14 protein-coding genes and 1 riboswitch are annotated in these 16,927 nt (G+C 53.3%); of the genes, 5 read left to right on the top strand and 9 right to left on the bottom strand.

From position 1 onward, the window contains the following. Positions 1-55: 55 nt before the first annotated feature. From V9K92_RS16010 to V9K92_RS15980, 7 genes are all read right to left on the bottom strand, one after another. The gene (locus V9K92_RS16010; RefSeq protein WP_337354425.1) at positions 56-640 is read right to left on the bottom strand and encodes a carboxymuconolactone decarboxylase family protein; all 585 of its coding nucleotides are present in this window, start codon (positions 638-640) and stop codon (positions 56-58) included. 83 nt (positions 641-723) lie between these two features. Continuing rightward, complete coding sequence (locus V9K92_RS16005; protein ID WP_337354424.1) at positions 724-1,539, bottom strand: TIM barrel protein; 816 nt, start codon at positions 1,537-1,539, stop codon at positions 724-726. A 154-nt stretch (positions 1,540-1,693) separates the two neighbouring features. Continuing rightward, entirely contained in the window at positions 1,694-2,779 is a 1,086-nt protein-coding gene (locus V9K92_RS16000; RefSeq protein WP_307279796.1) for a hybrid-cluster NAD(P)-dependent oxidoreductase, read from the bottom strand. 5 nt (positions 2,780-2,784) lie between these two features. After that, positions 2,785-4,026: an aromatic ring-hydroxylating oxygenase subunit alpha gene (locus V9K92_RS15995; RefSeq protein ID WP_115052310.1), complete on the bottom strand. Its 1,242-nt coding sequence runs from the start codon at positions 4,024-4,026 to the stop codon at positions 2,785-2,787. Positions 4,027-4,137: 111 nt separating this feature from the next. After that, positions 4,138-4,336, bottom strand: a riboswitch (cobalamin riboswitch). A gap of 181 nt (positions 4,337-4,517) precedes the next feature. Then, positions 4,518-5,795, bottom strand: a complete 1,278-nt coding sequence (locus tag V9K92_RS15990; RefSeq protein ID WP_336439648.1) for an L-fuconate dehydratase — start codon at positions 5,793-5,795, stop codon at positions 4,518-4,520. 8 nt (positions 5,796-5,803) lie between these two features. Further along, on the bottom strand, positions 5,804-6,538 hold the full coding sequence (locus V9K92_RS15985; protein ID WP_307279802.1) for an SDR family oxidoreductase: 735 nt from the start codon (positions 6,536-6,538) through the stop codon (positions 5,804-5,806). Positions 6,539-6,621: 83 nt separating this feature from the next. Then, complete coding sequence (locus V9K92_RS15980; protein WP_115052307.1) at positions 6,622-7,734, bottom strand: mandelate racemase/muconate lactonizing enzyme family protein; 1,113 nt, start codon at positions 7,732-7,734, stop codon at positions 6,622-6,624. 261 nt (positions 7,735-7,995) lie between these two features. Here V9K92_RS15980 and V9K92_RS15975 point away from each other — a divergent pair, with 261 nt between their 5' ends. From V9K92_RS15975 to V9K92_RS15955, 5 genes are all read left to right on the top strand, one after another. Next, on the top strand, positions 7,996-8,781 hold the full coding sequence (locus V9K92_RS15975) for an IclR family transcriptional regulator (protein WP_307279806.1): 786 nt from the start codon (positions 7,996-7,998) through the stop codon (positions 8,779-8,781). A 16-nt stretch (positions 8,782-8,797) separates the two neighbouring features. After that, on the top strand, positions 8,798-9,643 hold the full coding sequence (locus V9K92_RS15970) for an amidohydrolase family protein (RefSeq protein ID WP_337354423.1): 846 nt from the start codon (positions 8,798-8,800) through the stop codon (positions 9,641-9,643). A gap of 104 nt (positions 9,644-9,747) precedes the next feature. Beyond that, positions 9,748-11,583 carry a monovalent cation:proton antiporter-2 (CPA2) family protein gene (locus tag V9K92_RS15965; protein ID WP_337354422.1) on the top strand — a complete coding sequence of 612 codons (1,836 nt, stop codon included), beginning with the start codon at positions 9,748-9,750 and terminating at the stop codon, positions 11,581-11,583. A 30-nt stretch (positions 11,584-11,613) separates the two neighbouring features. Then, positions 11,614-12,165, top strand: a complete 552-nt coding sequence (locus V9K92_RS15960) for a DUF924 family protein (protein ID WP_307279812.1) — start codon at positions 11,614-11,616, stop codon at positions 12,163-12,165. Positions 12,166-12,496: 331 nt separating this feature from the next. Further along, positions 12,497-14,074, top strand: coding sequence for a TerC family protein (locus V9K92_RS15955; RefSeq protein ID WP_115052301.1), 1,578 nt, complete (start codon positions 12,497-12,499; stop codon positions 14,072-14,074). 290 nt (positions 14,075-14,364) lie between these two features. Here V9K92_RS15955 and zigA read toward each other — a convergent pair whose 3' ends face one another. Both zigA and aztD read right to left on the bottom strand, forming a co-directional pair. Then, on the bottom strand, positions 14,365-15,585 hold the full coding sequence (gene zigA, locus V9K92_RS15950) for a zinc metallochaperone GTPase ZigA (RefSeq protein WP_115052300.1): 1,221 nt from the start codon (positions 15,583-15,585) through the stop codon (positions 14,365-14,367). A gap of 56 nt (positions 15,586-15,641) precedes the next feature. Next, positions 15,642-16,847, bottom strand: a complete 1,206-nt coding sequence (gene aztD, locus V9K92_RS15945) for a zinc metallochaperone AztD (RefSeq protein WP_337354421.1) — start codon at positions 16,845-16,847, stop codon at positions 15,642-15,644. Positions 16,848-16,927: the final 80 nt, after the last annotated feature.

Below are 16,927 nucleotides of genomic sequence, written 5' to 3'. Positions count from 1 at the left end.
TAGCGCCATAGCCTATCGCAACGAAGCCTGTAGAACGGCGCAGTGCCTCATCAGTTTAGAAACGTTTTCCGACAGTCATCGCCGTTTGAAAATTCGTATCTGGATCAAGAAATATTGCTTCTGGCGCAGCGCCTGTCGCATCAAAGAAACGGCTGACAAAACAACGGAATGAGGCACATAGGGCGATGTCGCATATCTGGACATCCGTGAAGCCCGCCGCGCGTAGCCGATTAATATCTTCTTGTTCAACTTTGGAAGCATCCCGCGTAATCTTTTCCGCATAGGCCAGCATTTCCACATCCGCAGCAGAAAGCCCGGCAGTTCGAAAATCGCTATGGACAGCGAGTACCATTTCCTTTGACCCAAGGTCGCCGATCAGTTGTTTCGCATAAACATGCGAGCAATAGGTCGAAGGGATGTGCTTTGCCGCAATGAGCGTGATCAGCCGCCATTCTCGCATGCCGAGCGAAAAGCCTGCCCGCATTTTATCCATGAAATCTGTGTAGGCGGGCAAAAGATCAGGGCGCGCCGTAAAGCAGCGCGTCGCGTCCATGACGAAGCCAAGCTGGGCTTTGTGCCTGGCATAAATTTCGGCCACTTCGTCCGTCGCGCTTTCATCGTCAATCGTTTGCAGGAACATCGCCATTCTCCCAACAATAGTCGCACCTACCTTATCAGAAAGCGGGACGCCATGGGATATAGGCCTTTAGAGCGAAGCGGCGTTCAGCCCAATCGGGTATTAATCCATGCCATACTGGCAGAAATGGCACGTGCCGGGTCAGCCATTTTCTGGACTTCTTCTGCAAAAGGCTCAAACGAAAACAAGCCCTTGTAGCCCTGATTCAAAAGTGCGCGGATCTGATCGACATTGCCAAGGCGATCATTCTCATCAACCAGAACCCTGTGCGGATCACGCATATCATCAATGCTCACATGAGGATCCGTCACGCCGGAAATATGGACGAGCCCTGTCAAATCCGGAAAAAATTCTGGCTCTCCGGCAAGATGATGATGGAAAGTGTCATGGACAAGCTTGAAACAAGCCTTACCCCCGATAGCCTCAATGGCATGCGCTGCCTCGCCCTTTGAACGAAGCGAGCAAATTTCAAAGCCCAGCGGTTCGACAAAACCCAACAGTCCGCGGCTCTCAAGAATGGGCTTTAGCGCCGTCAGCGCCTTTCGCAAATTAGTCTGCCGCTCACCCTCTTCCTGACCCGTACCATCATTGACAGGAACCAGAACAAGTGCCGCTGCGCCAGCGTCTCGCGCATAATCCGCAAGCTCAATAGCCTCGTGCTCACGTTCCGGAGTCCACTCGTTAAAGCGCTGCAAGGCATTGATCGTGGCAATGCGCACGCCGGCTGCTTTCGATAGCGCCTTCATTTCAGTTGCAGCTGTGCCGTCAATAATCGCATTGCCGCCAAGGTCATTACGAATCTCAACATCGCGCAAGCCAAGCGCCACCGCCAACTGAAAAAACGCGGCAGGGCGAAGATAAGGAGTAGCGATATGATTGATAGCAAAAATTGGTGCAGCCATTTTGGATTCCTCCCCACCGCTTTGAGCCAGCCTGCTCTATGCGAATCTCGGCCTCTGGCAATACACGAGCTTCGTCAAGCAATGCATCGGGAAAAGCAAGGGGATTGAGATCGACAACACGAAAATGCGCTTGGGAGCTGGAGCAAAATTTGCTCTAGGCTTCCACTTCGACATTGCCCAACGGTTTGGAACAACAGGCCAGGATATAGCCTTCATCAATTTCCTCGTCGAGAATCCCGCCATTATGGTTCATATCGACATTGCCGGAAATTTTCATGACCTTGCAGGTGCCGCACAATCCGGATTCACAGGCCGCGGCAATTCGAATGCCAGCACCACGGGCAGCCTTGAGGATTGTATCGCCTGCGACGCAGTGCACATCCTTGCCGGCCATGGAGAAAGTGACGATCGCGGCAGTTTCAGACACCTCCGTAGAAATATCGTCCATTACCGGAAGCACAGGTTCGGCGGCGGAACCGAAGCTTTCCTGATGGTAATTGGCCATATCGAAGCCGGACTCTTCCAGCATGGCCCGAACATCGCGCATGAATCCGTCAGGACCGCAGCAGAAAATCGTCCGTTCCTTGAAGTCGGGCGACAATAGCGAAAGCTTCGGCGCTTCGAGCCTGCCTCTGATACCCGTCCAGAGCTGCCCCATTTCATGTTCCTTGATCAGAAAGGACAATTTGAGATTTGGCATGCAACTGGTCAGATATTCGAGTTCCTTCCGAAAAATTATATCGCTCGGGCGGCGTGCGCAACTGACAAAACTAATATCGCTTTGTGGTGCACAATCCTGCATCCAGCGCGTCATTGACATCATAGGCGTGATGCCTGATCCGGCAGAAATAAACAGATATTTTTCGCCGGGATGTTTTGAGATTGAAAAGTCACCCAGCGGCCCAAATGCTTTCAGCCGCGCGCCCGGCGTGAGGTGGTCCAGCATCCAGCGGGTGCCGATGCTGCCATCCTGCGCTTTGACCGTGATTGCAATCGTAAATGGCCGCGAGGGGCTGGAAGAGAGTGTGTAGGTACGCAGGACCGCATCCGGTTGCGTACCCAATTCAAACGTCATGAACTGGCCGGGCTCATACCGGAACCAGTTTTGATTGTCGGAACGAAATGTGAATGTCTTCACATTGGGCGCTTCCTCAATGACAGACAGGCACTCCAGCAGATGCAGCCGGTCGTTCCATGGCTGCATCTGATCGAGATGCGGGTACTTTTGAGGAATGCCCATATTCACTACGCTACCTTGCTCAGTCGCTTGTCGCCGGAAAGGCGCGTTTCCATCGTGTTGGAATACCATTCAAGGAATTGCAGAACACCGCCTTCATGCTCTACCGAATAAGGGCCCGGCTCATAGGCAGGAGAGCGAATGCCAAAAGCATTTTCTTCAACGATCTGGCGGTCCTGATCATTGGTTTCGAGCCAGACATGCGTGAGTTCCTCAATGGTGTAATCGACGCCTTCCACCGCGTCCTTGTGCACCAGCCACTTGGTCGTGACCTGGGTTTCGGTCGGGCTAAGCGGGAGAACGCGGAAAGAAAGGGCATGATCCCCCAGAATGTGATTCCACGTCGTCGGATAATGATAGAGCAATAGCGAACCGATCTGCCGTGCATTCACATCATCGCTAAGCTGACGTGCCACAGCACGTTTGCCCGACATGGTATAGCTCTCGGCTTCGTGAAGCAGCGGCACGCGTGTCGCGCGGTACTGGCCATTTTCATCGATACGGAACACGCTCGGCAGACCTGCGGCTTCGCATTTGTCCCAATGCGCCACGATTTCCGGATCATCCTTTGAGCCTTGTATGCCAGTCACGCTTGGTGCTTCAGGAAACGTCTTACAGAGTTCCGGATGATTGGCGGCGCAATGATAGCATTCGCGGTTGTTTTCCCACACCAGCTTCCAATTACCCTTCTCCACGATCGAGCTTTGAAAGGCGACTTTGGTTTCGCTGAGGCGATGCGGTGCAAGATAAGGATCGATCATGGCACGCGTAGCGGCAAAATCCGGCGCAATCGGCGCAAGGCAGATGAAGATATAGCCGCCAACGCTTTCGCAATGCACCGTCTTCAGGCTGTGCTGGCTGGCATCGAAGTCGTCGCCCATCTGGCGCGCGAACAATAGACGGCCATCCAGTTCATAAGTCCACTGATGATAGGGGCAAACAAGCTTCGCCGAGGTGCCCCGTTCAGAAGCACAAACGCGCGACCCGCGATGGCGGCATGAATTATGAAACGCGCGTATTTTCTTCTCGCGGTCCCGGACGATAACGACCGGATAATCGCCAATCTGCACGGTAAAATAATTGCCCGGTCGCGCCACTTCGCAATCATGACCGATAAACAGCCAGTCGCGGTAGAAGATATTTTCCATATCCAACCGGAAATACTCCGGATCATTGTAGAAAGCCTGCTCAAGGCCATAGCCAGGTTTCCGGTGTTTCAGGTTCCGGAGTAGTTCACTATGTGCGTCCATGTCGTGTCCTCGCCATCTCATTTGCGAAAGAACTGACTGGTGGTGACGGAGAAGACCGTCCGTATGGCTGCCCATACAAAACAATGCTCCTTGATCGCCCACCGCGATCAGTCGGTGTTATCGCTTGCGGCTGGTTTCCGGGCTCTGGAGTTGCTCTTGCGAGCCTCACGGCGCCTTCCCGGAACCATGCTCCAGTGGCTATTTTGCCGCGTTTCACTCCACTACCGTTGCGGGGGCAGCGCCGGAATCAAACCGGCTTCCCAATTCTCCACCTTCCCTAGAAAGCGGCACCTCAAGTAGCCTGATAAAAGCATCCGGATGATAAAAAGAATAGGTGCGGAAACGACATCGCATTTACACAAGACGACACGACCGAAAAAACAGAAAATGCCGCCACTCCGGCACGTCAGAATGGCGGCACAATACCCTTTCCATGTCAGCAATGAATATCACCAGAGACGGCGATGGTTCATTTACCGGGCGGAAAGGCTTTAAAGACCGTGATGCAAATACTGCTTGATCGATTCCGGTTTCATCTCAATTGAAAAGCCCGGCAGCGAGGGTGGCATATAGGCCGCATCCTGAATGTTGCAGGGATCAACAAAATGCTCGTGCAGATGATCGACATACTCGATAACCCTGCCCTCTTTCGTCCCTGAAACGGCGATATAATCAATCATTGACAGATGCTGGACATATTCACACAGACCAACACCGCCCGCATGCGGCCAGACTGGTAGCTCATACTTTGCGGCGATAAGCAGCACCGCCAGCACTTCGTTCAGTCCACCCATGCGGCAACTATCGATCTGCACGACATCGATAGCGCCTTCGGCGATGAACTGTTTGAACATGATGCGGTTCTGACACATCTCACCAGTCGCGACTTTCACCGGATGGATAGCCTGCCGAATTTTGCGATGGCCCGCAACGTCGTCGGGGCTCGTTGGCTCTTCAATGAAGAACGGCTTGACGAAGGCAAGCTTGTTCACCCAATCAATGGCTTCATTCACTTCCCAGACCTGATTGGCATCGATCATGAGAATGCGGTCAGGGCCGATCACTTCGCGCGCGATGGTAAGACGTCGGATATCATCTTCGAGATCGCGGCCGACTTTCATCTTAATGTGGTTGAAGCCCGCATCCACGGCCTCCTGACAAAGGCGACGGAGCTTTTCATCGGAATAGCCCAGCCAGCCTGCCGATGTCGTATAGCAGGGATACCCATCTGCTTTTAGCGTTTCAATACGTTCTTTCTTACCGACCTCTGCTCTACGCAGAATTTCCAGCGCCTCTTCAGGCGTCAGCACGTCCGTAAGATAGCGGAAGTCCACGATTTTGACGATCTCTTCCGGCGTCATTTCACCGACCAGTTGCCAGACAGGCTTCTTCGCTTCCTTGGCCAGCAAATCCCAAACGGCGTTCACTACCGCGCCCGTGGCCAGATGCATTGCACCCTTATCAGGGCCGATCCAGCGTAACTGGCTGTCACCGGTGATAAAATGCCAGAATCTGCCCGGGTTTTCCTTTATCCAATCAAGTTCAAGGCCGATAACAAGGTGTTTCATGGCCTCAATGGCAAGGCAGCAGATCTCATTGCCGCGCCCGATGGTAAAGGTAAGGCCGTGGCCGGAAAGCCCTGCATCCGTATCCAGCACCACATAGGCAGCCGAATAGTCCGGGTCAGGATTCATGGCATCCGATCCGTCCAGACTTTGCGAGGTCGGGAAACGGATATCGAAAACGCGAAGATCAGTGATGATGGTCATGGTCTTTCCTAAACTGTCCAGCCGCCATCAATATTGTAGGCCTGTCCCGTGGTGTAGGTAGCACCAGCAAGATAGACGGCAAGGTCAGCGATTTCTTCCGGGAGGCCCAGACGCCCCATGGGCTGGCGCGCGATAAATGCCGCCCGCGTGGCATCATAGTCGCCACCAGCGCGCATGCGTTGCTCAAGCGAAGGACTTTCCACCGTGCCGGGGCAGATCGCATTGCAGCGAATACCCTGCGTAATATAATCCGCGGCTACCGATTTGGTTATTCCCAATACGGCAGCCTTGGTCACGCCATAGGCAAAACGGTTCGGGACACCTTTCACGCTGCTGGCGACTGAAGACATATTGACGATAGCACCGTCCTTACGTTCGATCATACCCGGTAGTACCGCCCTGATCGTGCGAATCATGGCGCGGACATTGAGATCAAGTGCAAAATCCAGATCGGCGTCCGGCATATCGAGAATTGAACCGCCATGGACAAAACCAGCGCAATTAAACAGCACATCGATAGCGCCGATTTCGCCAATGACCTGCGTCACTTCTTCTGCCTTGAGCACGTCGAGCTTGCGCGGCTTGATATTGGCTTCCTTCGGCAAAGCATCGAGCAGTTGCTGATTGATATCGGTTGCATGCACGATTGCACCTTCGCGTGCGAAAGCCAGCACCGAAGCCCGACCAATGCCTTGTCCAGCTGCCGTGATAAGAACGCGTTTGCCTTCAAGCTTGCCTGTCATCTCATATCTCCATTGGGCATATTATAATGCCAGTCATGCACTTCAGCCCTGAACAGGGCAATCATTTCTCGTTAAGTCAGCCATCAAACGCGAATTTCAGTGGTGAACTCTTCCACGCTGCGCGCTTTGACGGCATCCCAGTCCCAGTCAATTCCGATACCTGGTTCCATCGGTGCCAAAGCATAGCCATTCTCGATCCGCATTTGAGTCTTGGTCAGATCATCAAGCTGGGGAATATACTCAACATATTTGCCGTTCTGAACCGCGCATGTCAGACTGACATGGAGTTCCATCAGGAAGTGTGGACATACGGGAATATTGAAGGCTTCTGCTGCGTGAGCCACTTTCAGCCAGGGAGTGATCCCGCCAATACGGCCAACATCGACCTGAACGATGGAGCAGGCTCCCTTTTGCATATATTCGCGGAAATGCCGGATCGAATAGAGCGATTCTCCAACCGCCACGGGCGTTTGTGTAGAAGCTGACAGGCGCACATGCCCATCAATATCATCCGCTGGCAGCGGCTCTTCCAGCCACGCCAGATCAATATCCCGCAACACGTGCGAGCGCCGAATGGCTTCATCAAGTGAAAAACCCTGATTTGCATCCGTCATGATCTCAAATCCGGAACCGACGGCAGCGCGAACGGCCGACAGGCGATCAAGATCTTCCGATCCATGCGGACGGCCGATCTTGACCTTGGCACCTTTAAAACCCTTTGCCTTGGCTTGCAGCGCGTCATCGACCAGAGCCTGCTTTTCAATATGCAGCCAGCCACCTTCAGTTGTATAAAGCGGGCAGCGATCCTTTGCGCCGCCAGCGAGTTTCCATAAAGGCAGATTCTGCTTCTTGGCCCGTAAATCCCACAGAGCGATGTCAATGGCTGCAAGCGCAATCGCAGTAATTGCGCCGATGGTGGTTGCATGTGTAGCAAATTCAAGATCATGCCAAATGGCTTCGATCTGGTCTGCATCCTTGCCAAGCAGTCTGGGTGCCAGATGATCGGAAAGAAGTCGCATTACCGACGATCCGCCCGTTCCGATCGTATAACTATAACCCGTGCCCACAGCGCCATCGCTATCGGTAATTGTAACGATTGGCGTTTCCTGGCTGACAAAACTCTGAATTGCATCCGTCCGCAGCACCTTTGGCGGCAGGTCAACCATCCGCAGTTCCACGCGCTGGATCTTAGCCAAATTATCCTCCCGTCGGGCTTTGTATATTGCCCTTATATATTATATACCCATATATGGGAACTTCATTCATATACAAACATTTGCGCCACATATCGTCAAGCGATGAAACCGCTTCCATCTGCTCATGTTCTTCGTATAAGCCTAGATGAGAGGAATTCCAGGAAAATGGGAACCGGTTTTCTATTCGGAATTGCGCTAAAATAAACAGTCAGGGCGCAGGCGATTCAAAGATTGCAGAAGCGCTCCAGGGGGTATTCGCATATGACTGATGAAGACGACAGTGACCGCTATCGCGCGCCCGCACTCGACAAAGGTCTTGATATATTGGAGCTGCTTGCCGGCATTGATGGTGGCGTAACACAGGCGGAGATAGCCAAGCGCCTTGGCCGCAGCCCCAACGAGTTTTACCGGATGCTGGATCGCTTGGTGCGCCGAGGCTATGTAACCAGGCTCGAAGGCGATCGCTATTCATTGACGCTCAAGCTTTTCGGCCTTGCACAGCTCCACGCCCCTGTTCGGCGGTTGGCGGCTTACGCAACGCCCTTGATGCGCGATCTTGCGGTTCAATCGAAGCAGGCAAATCATTTATGCGTGTTTGATCGCGGGGCAGTCGTGGTCGTTGCCCAGCAGGAAGCGCCTGAATATTGGGGAATCTCAATTCGGGTCGGCTCGCATATGAGTTTGCTCAATACCGGCTCCGGTCATGTATTGATGGCATTCCGTTCGCCTGAAGAGCGTAGCCTGATGATCGCCGAATATGAACGCCACGTTGATGATAATTCACAACCGGACGACTATCGTGATCGGCTGAATATGATACGCGAACGCGGCTACGAGGTCATGCCCAGTGCCCAGACGGGAGGGGTTTTCAACGTTTCTGCTCCAGTGCTCGGGCCGGATGGCCGTGCGATTGCTGCAATCACCTGCCCCTATATTCAGGTCCTTAATGTTCCTGAAGCACCTAGCGTTGATCAGGTCTGTCAGATGATAGTTGCGACAGCGAAAAAACTGTCGGAACTTTCCGGCGCCGACGTAGGTAAGGCCTGATTGGAGAAATCAAATAATGGCCAGTGAATTGATTGATACGCACCTGCACCTCATTGACCAATCCGTCTTGTCCTATCCTTGGCTATCCAGTGTGGAAGCGCTGAACCGTGATTTCCTCTACGAAGAATATGCCCAGCAAGCACTTCGCGTCGGCATTACCCGCGCATTGCATATGGAAGTTGACGTCGCAGCCTCTGATATTGAGCGCGAAACGACCAACGTCGCCAAATTATCCGCACGCGAAGGAAACTTGATTGCGGGGGCGATCTCTTCCTGCCGTCCGGAAGATGAGGGTTTTGCTGCCTTTCTTGAGCGGCAACTCGCAAATCCACTGGTCAAGGGCTTTCGACGCGTTCTCCACGTCATGCCCGACGAGCTTTCTGCGCAGCCATTATTTCGCGAGAATTTAAAGAAGCTTGGAGGCACGGGGCTATCTTTTGACCTGTGCGTTCTGCCCAAACAGATCGAAAAAGCGATCACCCTTGCCGACCTTGCCCCCGACGTTCAGTTCATTCTTGATCATTGCGGCGTACCCGATATCAAGGGCGGGGCATTCAAGCCATGGCAGGCAGGCATCACCGAAATCGCAAAGCGCGCCAATGTTACGGCGAAGATATCCGGCGTGGTTGCCTATGCCGATGCGCAGACCTGGAATGTTGAGACTTTGGCCCCTTATGTGAACCACGTCATTGCCAGTTTTGGTTTTGATCGCCTGGTTTGGGGAAGCGACTGGCCGGTATGTACGTTGGGTGGAGGCCTCGCCACATGGGTTGCTGCCACGCATGCGCTTGTTGCCGGCTGTAGCGAGGATGAGAAGGCAAAACTTTTCTCGCAAAACGCCAAGCGGATCTGGAAGCTGTAATCTTCAAATTATTGTAGAGGACATCTCGTCCATTTTAGCTTGCCTGCTGGGCACCACCGCTTTACCTGTGAAAATCAGAGCAATTGCGCATCGCAGGAGAGACAATGGCAGCGGAAGCAAGTGGCCCCGATCTATTAAGTGTTGTCGTCCTGCTGGGTGCAGGCGTGGTCGCTGTCCCCCTGTTCAAGAGGCTCGGGCTAGGATCGGTGCTTGGCTATCTTGCCGCCGGACTGGTCATTGGTCCCTTTGGTCTTGGCTTCTTTTCTGACCCTGAAACCATTTTGCATGTGGCTGAACTTGGCGTTGTCATGTTCCTGTTCATTATCGGACTGGAAATGCAGCCGACGAAACTTTGGGGCATGCGCAATGAGATTTTCGGCCTCGGTGCATTACAGGTCATCGTCTGTGCTCTGCTGCTGACTGGCGTTGGCATCGCAACCGGCTTTCCCGTTGCTGTGTCTTTCGTGTCAGGCGCAGGCTTTGTTCTGACCTCGACGGCCATCGTCATGCAATTGCTGGAAGAGCGCGGCGAAATTGCCTCGGCCAAAGGCCAGCGCATGGTATCGATCCTGCTTTTCGAAGACCTGGCAATCGTACCGCTGCTGGCGCTGGTCGCTTTTCTTGCACCCATCAGCACCACCGAGGCGGGCGGATTGCGTTGGCTTGATATTGGCATCGGGATTGGCGCTGTCGCGGGCCTTATCATTGCGGGGCGCTACCTGCTCAATCCCCTGTTCAGCCTGCTCGCCATGACGAGAGCCCGGGAGGTTATGACTGCTGCCGCTTTGCTGGTTGTGCTAGGGGCCGCGCTTGTCATGCAGGTCAGCGGCCTTTCCATGGCCATGGGCGCTTTCCTTGCAGGCGTACTCCTGTCTGAATCCACCTTCCGCCATCAGTTGGAGGCAGATGTCGAACCATTCCGCGGCATATTGCTTGGGCTTTTCTTCCTCGCAGTCGGCATGTCCCTTAATCTGGCTGTCGTTGCCGCCAACTGGCAGATGGTCGTCTTCTACGTCGCCGCCTTCATGATCGTCAAAGCAATCGCGATCTACATTGTGGCTCGCATGCTGAAATCATCCCATCGCGAATCGCTGGAACGCGCCATTGTAATGGCTCAGGGCGGCGAATTTGCCTTCGTGCTTTATTCCACGGCGACGGCAGTGGGCATTCTGGATGGCGAATCCAATGCGATCCTGACGGCAATCATCATTATCTCCATGGTTCTTACGCCTCTCGCCATTATCGGCATGCGATATATCTTGCCAGCCGAGACGCAGGCGCTGAAGGATGTTGATATAGCGGACGGATTGACCGGCAGGGTATTGGTTATCGGTTTTGGCCGTTTCGGCCAGATTTCCAGCCAACCGCTGCTGCTTCGCGATGTCGACGTATCGATCATTGATAATGATATAGAAATGATCCAGGCAGCCGCGCAGTTCGGCTTCAAGGTCTATTATGGCGATGGTACGCGTCTGGATATTCTGCACGCAGCCGGTGCTGGTCGCGCCCAGGCAGTGTTGATCTGCGTCGATAAGGCAGAAACAATTCTTTCAATCGCCCATCTCATCAAGGCCGAATTTCCGCTGGTGCAGATTTATGCGCGGTCATTTGATCGTGGCAATACGATTGAACTGATCAAGATCGGCGTCGAGTACCAACTCCGCGAAACCTTTGAATCCGCGCTCATGTTCGGGCAAACAACCTTGATCGGACTTGGCGTTGATCCCGAAGAAGCAGCCGAGATCATCCGCGACATCCGCCAGCGCGATGACGAGCGTCTCGATCTTCAACTGGCTGGCGGCATACATGCAGGCAATGATCTCATGAAGGGCAATATGCCGGTTCCCGGACCTTTGATCAAACCACGCCAGCCCGGACGCCCCTTGAGCGAAGAAACTGCAAGTGTCTTGCCCATTGCCGCATCTGCGGACGCAAACTGAGTGGGCCGGTCAGACTAAAGAGGATAGAATATGTCAAAGGAACAATCGTCGGTAATCAAGGAAGTCACTGACTTCTGGCGTGAGGCCGGACCGGAAAAATGGTTCAAGAAGGACGAAGCCTTCGACACTGTTTTTCACAAGACATTTCTTGACGAACATTTCGCCGCCGCAAGACGGGAATATGAAACTTGGGTCGACACGGCTGAGGGTGCGCTGGCACTCATGATCCTGCTCGATCAGTTTCCCCGCAATTGTTTCCGCAATACCGGTCATATGTACGCGACCGATGAACTGGCGCGCTATTACGCAAATCGGGCGCTGGAACAAGGCCATGACATTTCTGTCGCGCCGGAACTGCGCGCATTCTTCTATCTGCCATTCATGCATTCGGAAGATGTGGACGACCAGCGCCGTTGTGTAGAGCTTTGCAGTCACGGTTCTCCAGCAAATGTCGAATATGCCAATGACCACTATGACATTATTCAACGTTTCGGACGTTTTCCCCATCGCAACATAATATTGGGCCGCGATACCACCGAGGAAGAACGCGCATTCCTTGATGCAGGCGGGTTTGCCGGCTGAAATATCTATCGCGGTATCGGCTTTGTTATTGTCCGCCACTTGAACCAAAGCGGCGGGACTGCCATTATATGCGCATCTGGCACCGATACATTTCACAATTTCAGCCAGTGACACAGGGACTGACCGCGCGCATCAATGCCGGACGATCAATCTGAAGAGCCGGACTTGCGAAGCATGCTGACTCTGCACTCGCAGCGTCAGCACCGAAAACCCGCCATTCTCCCTTATCCTGAATTTGCCCGCTATGCTGGTGGATTTGTGCTGTTTTTGACAGCCGGTCCGCCCGCAAAGTCATGCTCTCATTTTATCCGCTAACAGGACCCGACTTCCAATGGATCTGACATTTCAATGGATTGCCGACCCCAATGCCTGGATCGGTCTTGCGACGCTCGTCGTTCTGGAGATCGTGCTTGGTATCGACAATCTTGTTTTCATTGCCATTCTTGCCGACAAACTCCCGCCGCACCAGCGTAATCGGGCACGACTTGTCGGCCTGTCGCTGGCATTGGTCATGCGGCTTGCCTTGCTCGCCTCTATCTCCTGGGTCGTTACCCTCACGGAACCGCTTTTCAGTGTTGCAGGATTTGCTTTCTCCGGCCGCGATCTCATTTTGATCGTGGGCGGCGTTTTCCTTCTGTTCAAGGGGACGATGGAGTTACATGAGCGGCTGGAGGGAAGTCTTGCAGCCAAGGAAAGCAATGCTGTCCACGCCGTATTTTGGCAGGTCATCGCGCAGATTGTCGTTCTGGATGCCGTGTTCTCATTGGATAGCGTGATCACTGCAGTTGGCATGGTCAAGCATCTTGAAGTGATGATGATTGCGGTCATTGTCGCCGTCGGCGTGATGATGCTCGCCGCAAAGCCATTGATGAGCTTCGTTAATCGTCATCCGACAGTGGTTATCCTCTGCCTCGGATTTCTGATGATGATAGGTTTCAGTCTCATTATCGAAGGTTTCGGCTTTCATATCCCAAAGGGCTATCTCTACGCGGCCATTGGCTTTTCGGTTCTCGTGGAAGCTGCAAATCAGTTTGGTCGCCACAATCGCGAAAAACGCATCACCACAATGGACTTGCGCGATCGCACGGCTGGTGCCGTTCTGCGCCTTCTCGGCGGTGGTCGCGGCAGCGATGCGCCTCACTCGGACACGCTGGATGCCATAGCAGAACATTCTGCTGCATCAGATGTTTTCCATCCGGAAGAAAAGGAAATGATCCGCGGCGTCCTCGATCTGGTCGAGCGGCCGGTGCGCTCGATCATGTCGCCACGCAACGAAGTGGAGTGGCTTGATCTGGATGAAACCAATGAGGAATTGCTCGCGGAAATCCGCACGCTCGCCCATAGCCGCGTTGTGCTTGCCCGAGGGCGCGTGGATGATTTTGTTGGTGTCGCGCTCACCAAGGATTTGCTGTTCGCAATTTTGGATGGCGGCAAGATCGATTGGGAAAAGGTGACACGCCAACCACTCATCTTGCATGAGAACGCCAATGTTCTGCGCGTGATGGAACAGCTTCGCGGTTCAACTGTTCAGATGGGCGTTATCCTCGACGAGCATGGTTCGTTTGAGGGTGTGGTGACGCCAACCGATATTCTCGAAGCGATTGCCGGTGATTTTCCTGAAGAGGGTGAAGAAAGTCCGATCCTCGAGCGGTCCGAAGATGGCAGTATGGTGGTGGATGCCTATATCGACATCCGCCGTTTGGGCAGCCTCATCGATCGGGATTTGGTCGATGACGGCGACCGTTACACCACGCTCGCCGGTTATATTCTGTGGAATCTCGGACACATCCCGACCACAGGCGAAAAACTGACCGTCGATGACTACGAGTATGAAATCGTAGAAATGGATGGCCGAAATATTGGCAAGGTGCGCATCAGTTCAACCTTGGCTTCGGCGCTTTTCATTTAGAGCATTTCCAGCAAAAGTGTGAAGCGGTTTTGCGTTGGATAATGCGTAAAAACAAAGAGATAGAGCATTACGGTGACTCCGTTTTTATTGGAAATGCTCTAGAAGCTTTTTCGCAATCGCAACTCATGACCTCTTCCGGGCACTGATGTCCTTCCCCCAAAAGGGAAGGACTATCGCAATTGAAGCTTTTTGTTTGAACAGGCTTTGCCCGCTCGTCTGAGACATCTAAACTCAGGAGTTTCGATGCCAGATTCTGCATGGTTCCCAAGCGCAATCTCATTTGCCGGCTCTCAGGAAGCCTGTCTCATCCAGCTTGGAAAGGGGTCCAGCAACGCCTCCCATTTATGTGGCGTGAATTCATCCGTATCCAAGAGACAGGCGTCGAGTTGCGCGCGGATTTCAGCTTCATCCATGGGATCGACACCGATGAAGACCAGTTCCTGGCGCCGATCACCCCAAATCGGATGAAGATATGGCTTCATGGCATTCAACCACTCCGGACTATCCGGCCAACGGCTTTTCGAAACCGATGACCACCAAAGACCGCGCTTTTCTGATCTGACCAATGCACCCGCCTGGCTAAGCTCGCCGACATGGTCCGGCCGTGTCGCAAGCCAGAAAAAGCCTTTGGCACGGATGACACCGGTCCAGTTTGAGTTGATGAAATCCTGGAACTTTTGCGGATCGAACGGGCGCCGTTCACGATAGACAAATGAGCGAACACCATATTCTTCCGTTTCAGGTATGTGATCGGCAAAATTGTTCAGTTCCTTGTACCAAAGCGGGTTTTCTTGCGCCTTGTCGAAATCGAAAAGGCCCGTGTCCAGAACGTCGGCAAGATTGACCTTGGCAAAATCCGTTTCGATTACCTTGGCATCTGGATTCAGGGCACGAATGATTTTTCGTGCAATATCGCGGTCATACATGGAGGCCGACGATATCTTGTTCAGGATGATGACATCGGCAAATTCGATTTGATCGACGAGAAGATCGACCAATGTGCGGTTATCCCCATCACCCAGTGACTCGCCACGATCCTTGAGAAAGTCGCTGGAGGCATAATCCTTCAAAAGATTTGCCGCATCAACGACAGTCACCATTGTGTCGAGGCATGAGATATCCGACAGGCTCATGCCGTTTTCATCACGAAAATCAAAGGTGGATGCCACCGGCAGCGGCTCTGATATGCCTGTCGACTCTATTAACAGATGGTCAAACCGGCCCTGACTTGCCAATTGCCGCACTTCTGCAAGAAGATCGTCGCGCAAGGTGCAGCAGATGCAACCATTGGTCATCTCAACCAATTGCTCTTCCGTCCGCGACAAGTTCGCACCGCCGTCGCGGATAAGCGCGGCATCAATATTAACCTCGCTCATATCGTTGACGATAACCGCGACACGGCGGCCCTCACGATTGTTAAGAATATGATTGAGGAGTGTGGTCTTGCCCGCTCCGAGAAAACCCGAAAGCACTGTCACGGGCAAGCGCTTGGCTGTTGCTGTGTTTTGCATGGCTTTAGCCTTTCCAAAAAGAAGCCCACGCGCTGTTCAGGCGCGCGGGCATAAGATTACTCGTGAACTTCGCCCGACCCGCCTATGGCCACAACATTGTAAGGAGTGCCTTCAACTGGAATATCGCGGGACTTTTCGAAACGGGCTGCGTCAATGACCTGCAACCGGCTTTTCAGAGGGTCGGTAAGTATGATGTCATCGCCTGCGACGGCAATTCGAGGCCGCGGCAGGTTCCAATGGCCGTCCATGCTGTAAGGCTCTGTAAGCTGTAGCGATTTTTCAATCTTGCCGGTGATGACGTCCAGCTGGTGCAGTTGACCATCCTCGGTAAAGATATAGGCAAAGCGCGGGCGCACAGAATCGACAGCAAAATGAACGCGGCGTGCGGGAAGCTCGATCAGACGGAATGCATCTTCAGCGGTTGGATCAATCAGAATCACCGCCTGCGGCCCGTAATTGCCCAGAAAATACTGTAGCCCCTTGCCACCAACCAAAGTTGAGGACTTGCCCTCTGGAAGCGATTTTGAATAATCAAGATGATTGATCTCCAGCTCGTCATTCGCCGATTTCACCAGAAGCAGACCCGATTTACAGGCTATGGCGACGATACTGCCTGAGGCCGCTTCGCCGTGGAGATCCGGGCAATCATACAATTCTCCCGAAACTTTATTATTCGCTCCGGCAATACGCACGCCGATGGGCAGCTCCTTGACTGGCTCTGTCGGGTGCGGTTCGGACACGAGAACCTTCTCACCGAAAGCGACCGCAACGCCATGATGCGGCGAGGCAACTTTCACTTCCCTTGCATCGGCCTTCTCGCCCAGAACGTCAGACTCTTTAACAATTTTGACCGCCCCGTCCCCATCAAAGAACAAGGCAATTTGCCCATGGTGGTCGACAAAGTGCGACGGTTTCTTTCCCGCAAAATTCAAATTGAGCAGCGTAGGCTTTTCAACTTTCAGATCCCCGTGATCTCCATGATCATCAACGGAAATGCCACTTGAAATGACTGAGAATTGGCCAGCATCACGCTCGTTGGCGAATACCAGGCGACCACTTTCGCTCCTCGAAAGGCTGGCTGGTGCTTTCATCTTGAACGTGTCCAGCACCTCGCCGGTCTTGGCATCCAGAGCGCGTATTACGGGATCGGCCTGATCGGCGACGAATAGCCGCCATGCCGTTTTTCCCTCTGCCAAGGCGGGGGTCATCAGCAAACCAGCTGTGATGGCGAGAGACGAGAACACAAGTAGGTGCCGTGTCATGGTTTTCTCCTAATGTAATAACATAACATTTCTGGGTAAAAGAAAAGCGGAGTCCTGCTCCGCTTTTCCGGCGTGCCGTA

The organism is Phyllobacterium sp. CCNWLW109 (genome assembly GCF_037203905.1).
Taxonomy (GTDB): Bacteria; Pseudomonadota; Alphaproteobacteria; order Rhizobiales; family Rhizobiaceae; genus Phyllobacterium; species Phyllobacterium ifriqiyense.
Note: the sequence above shows the minus strand (reverse complement) of the source record. Positions and strands in the feature narration are given on the sequence as shown.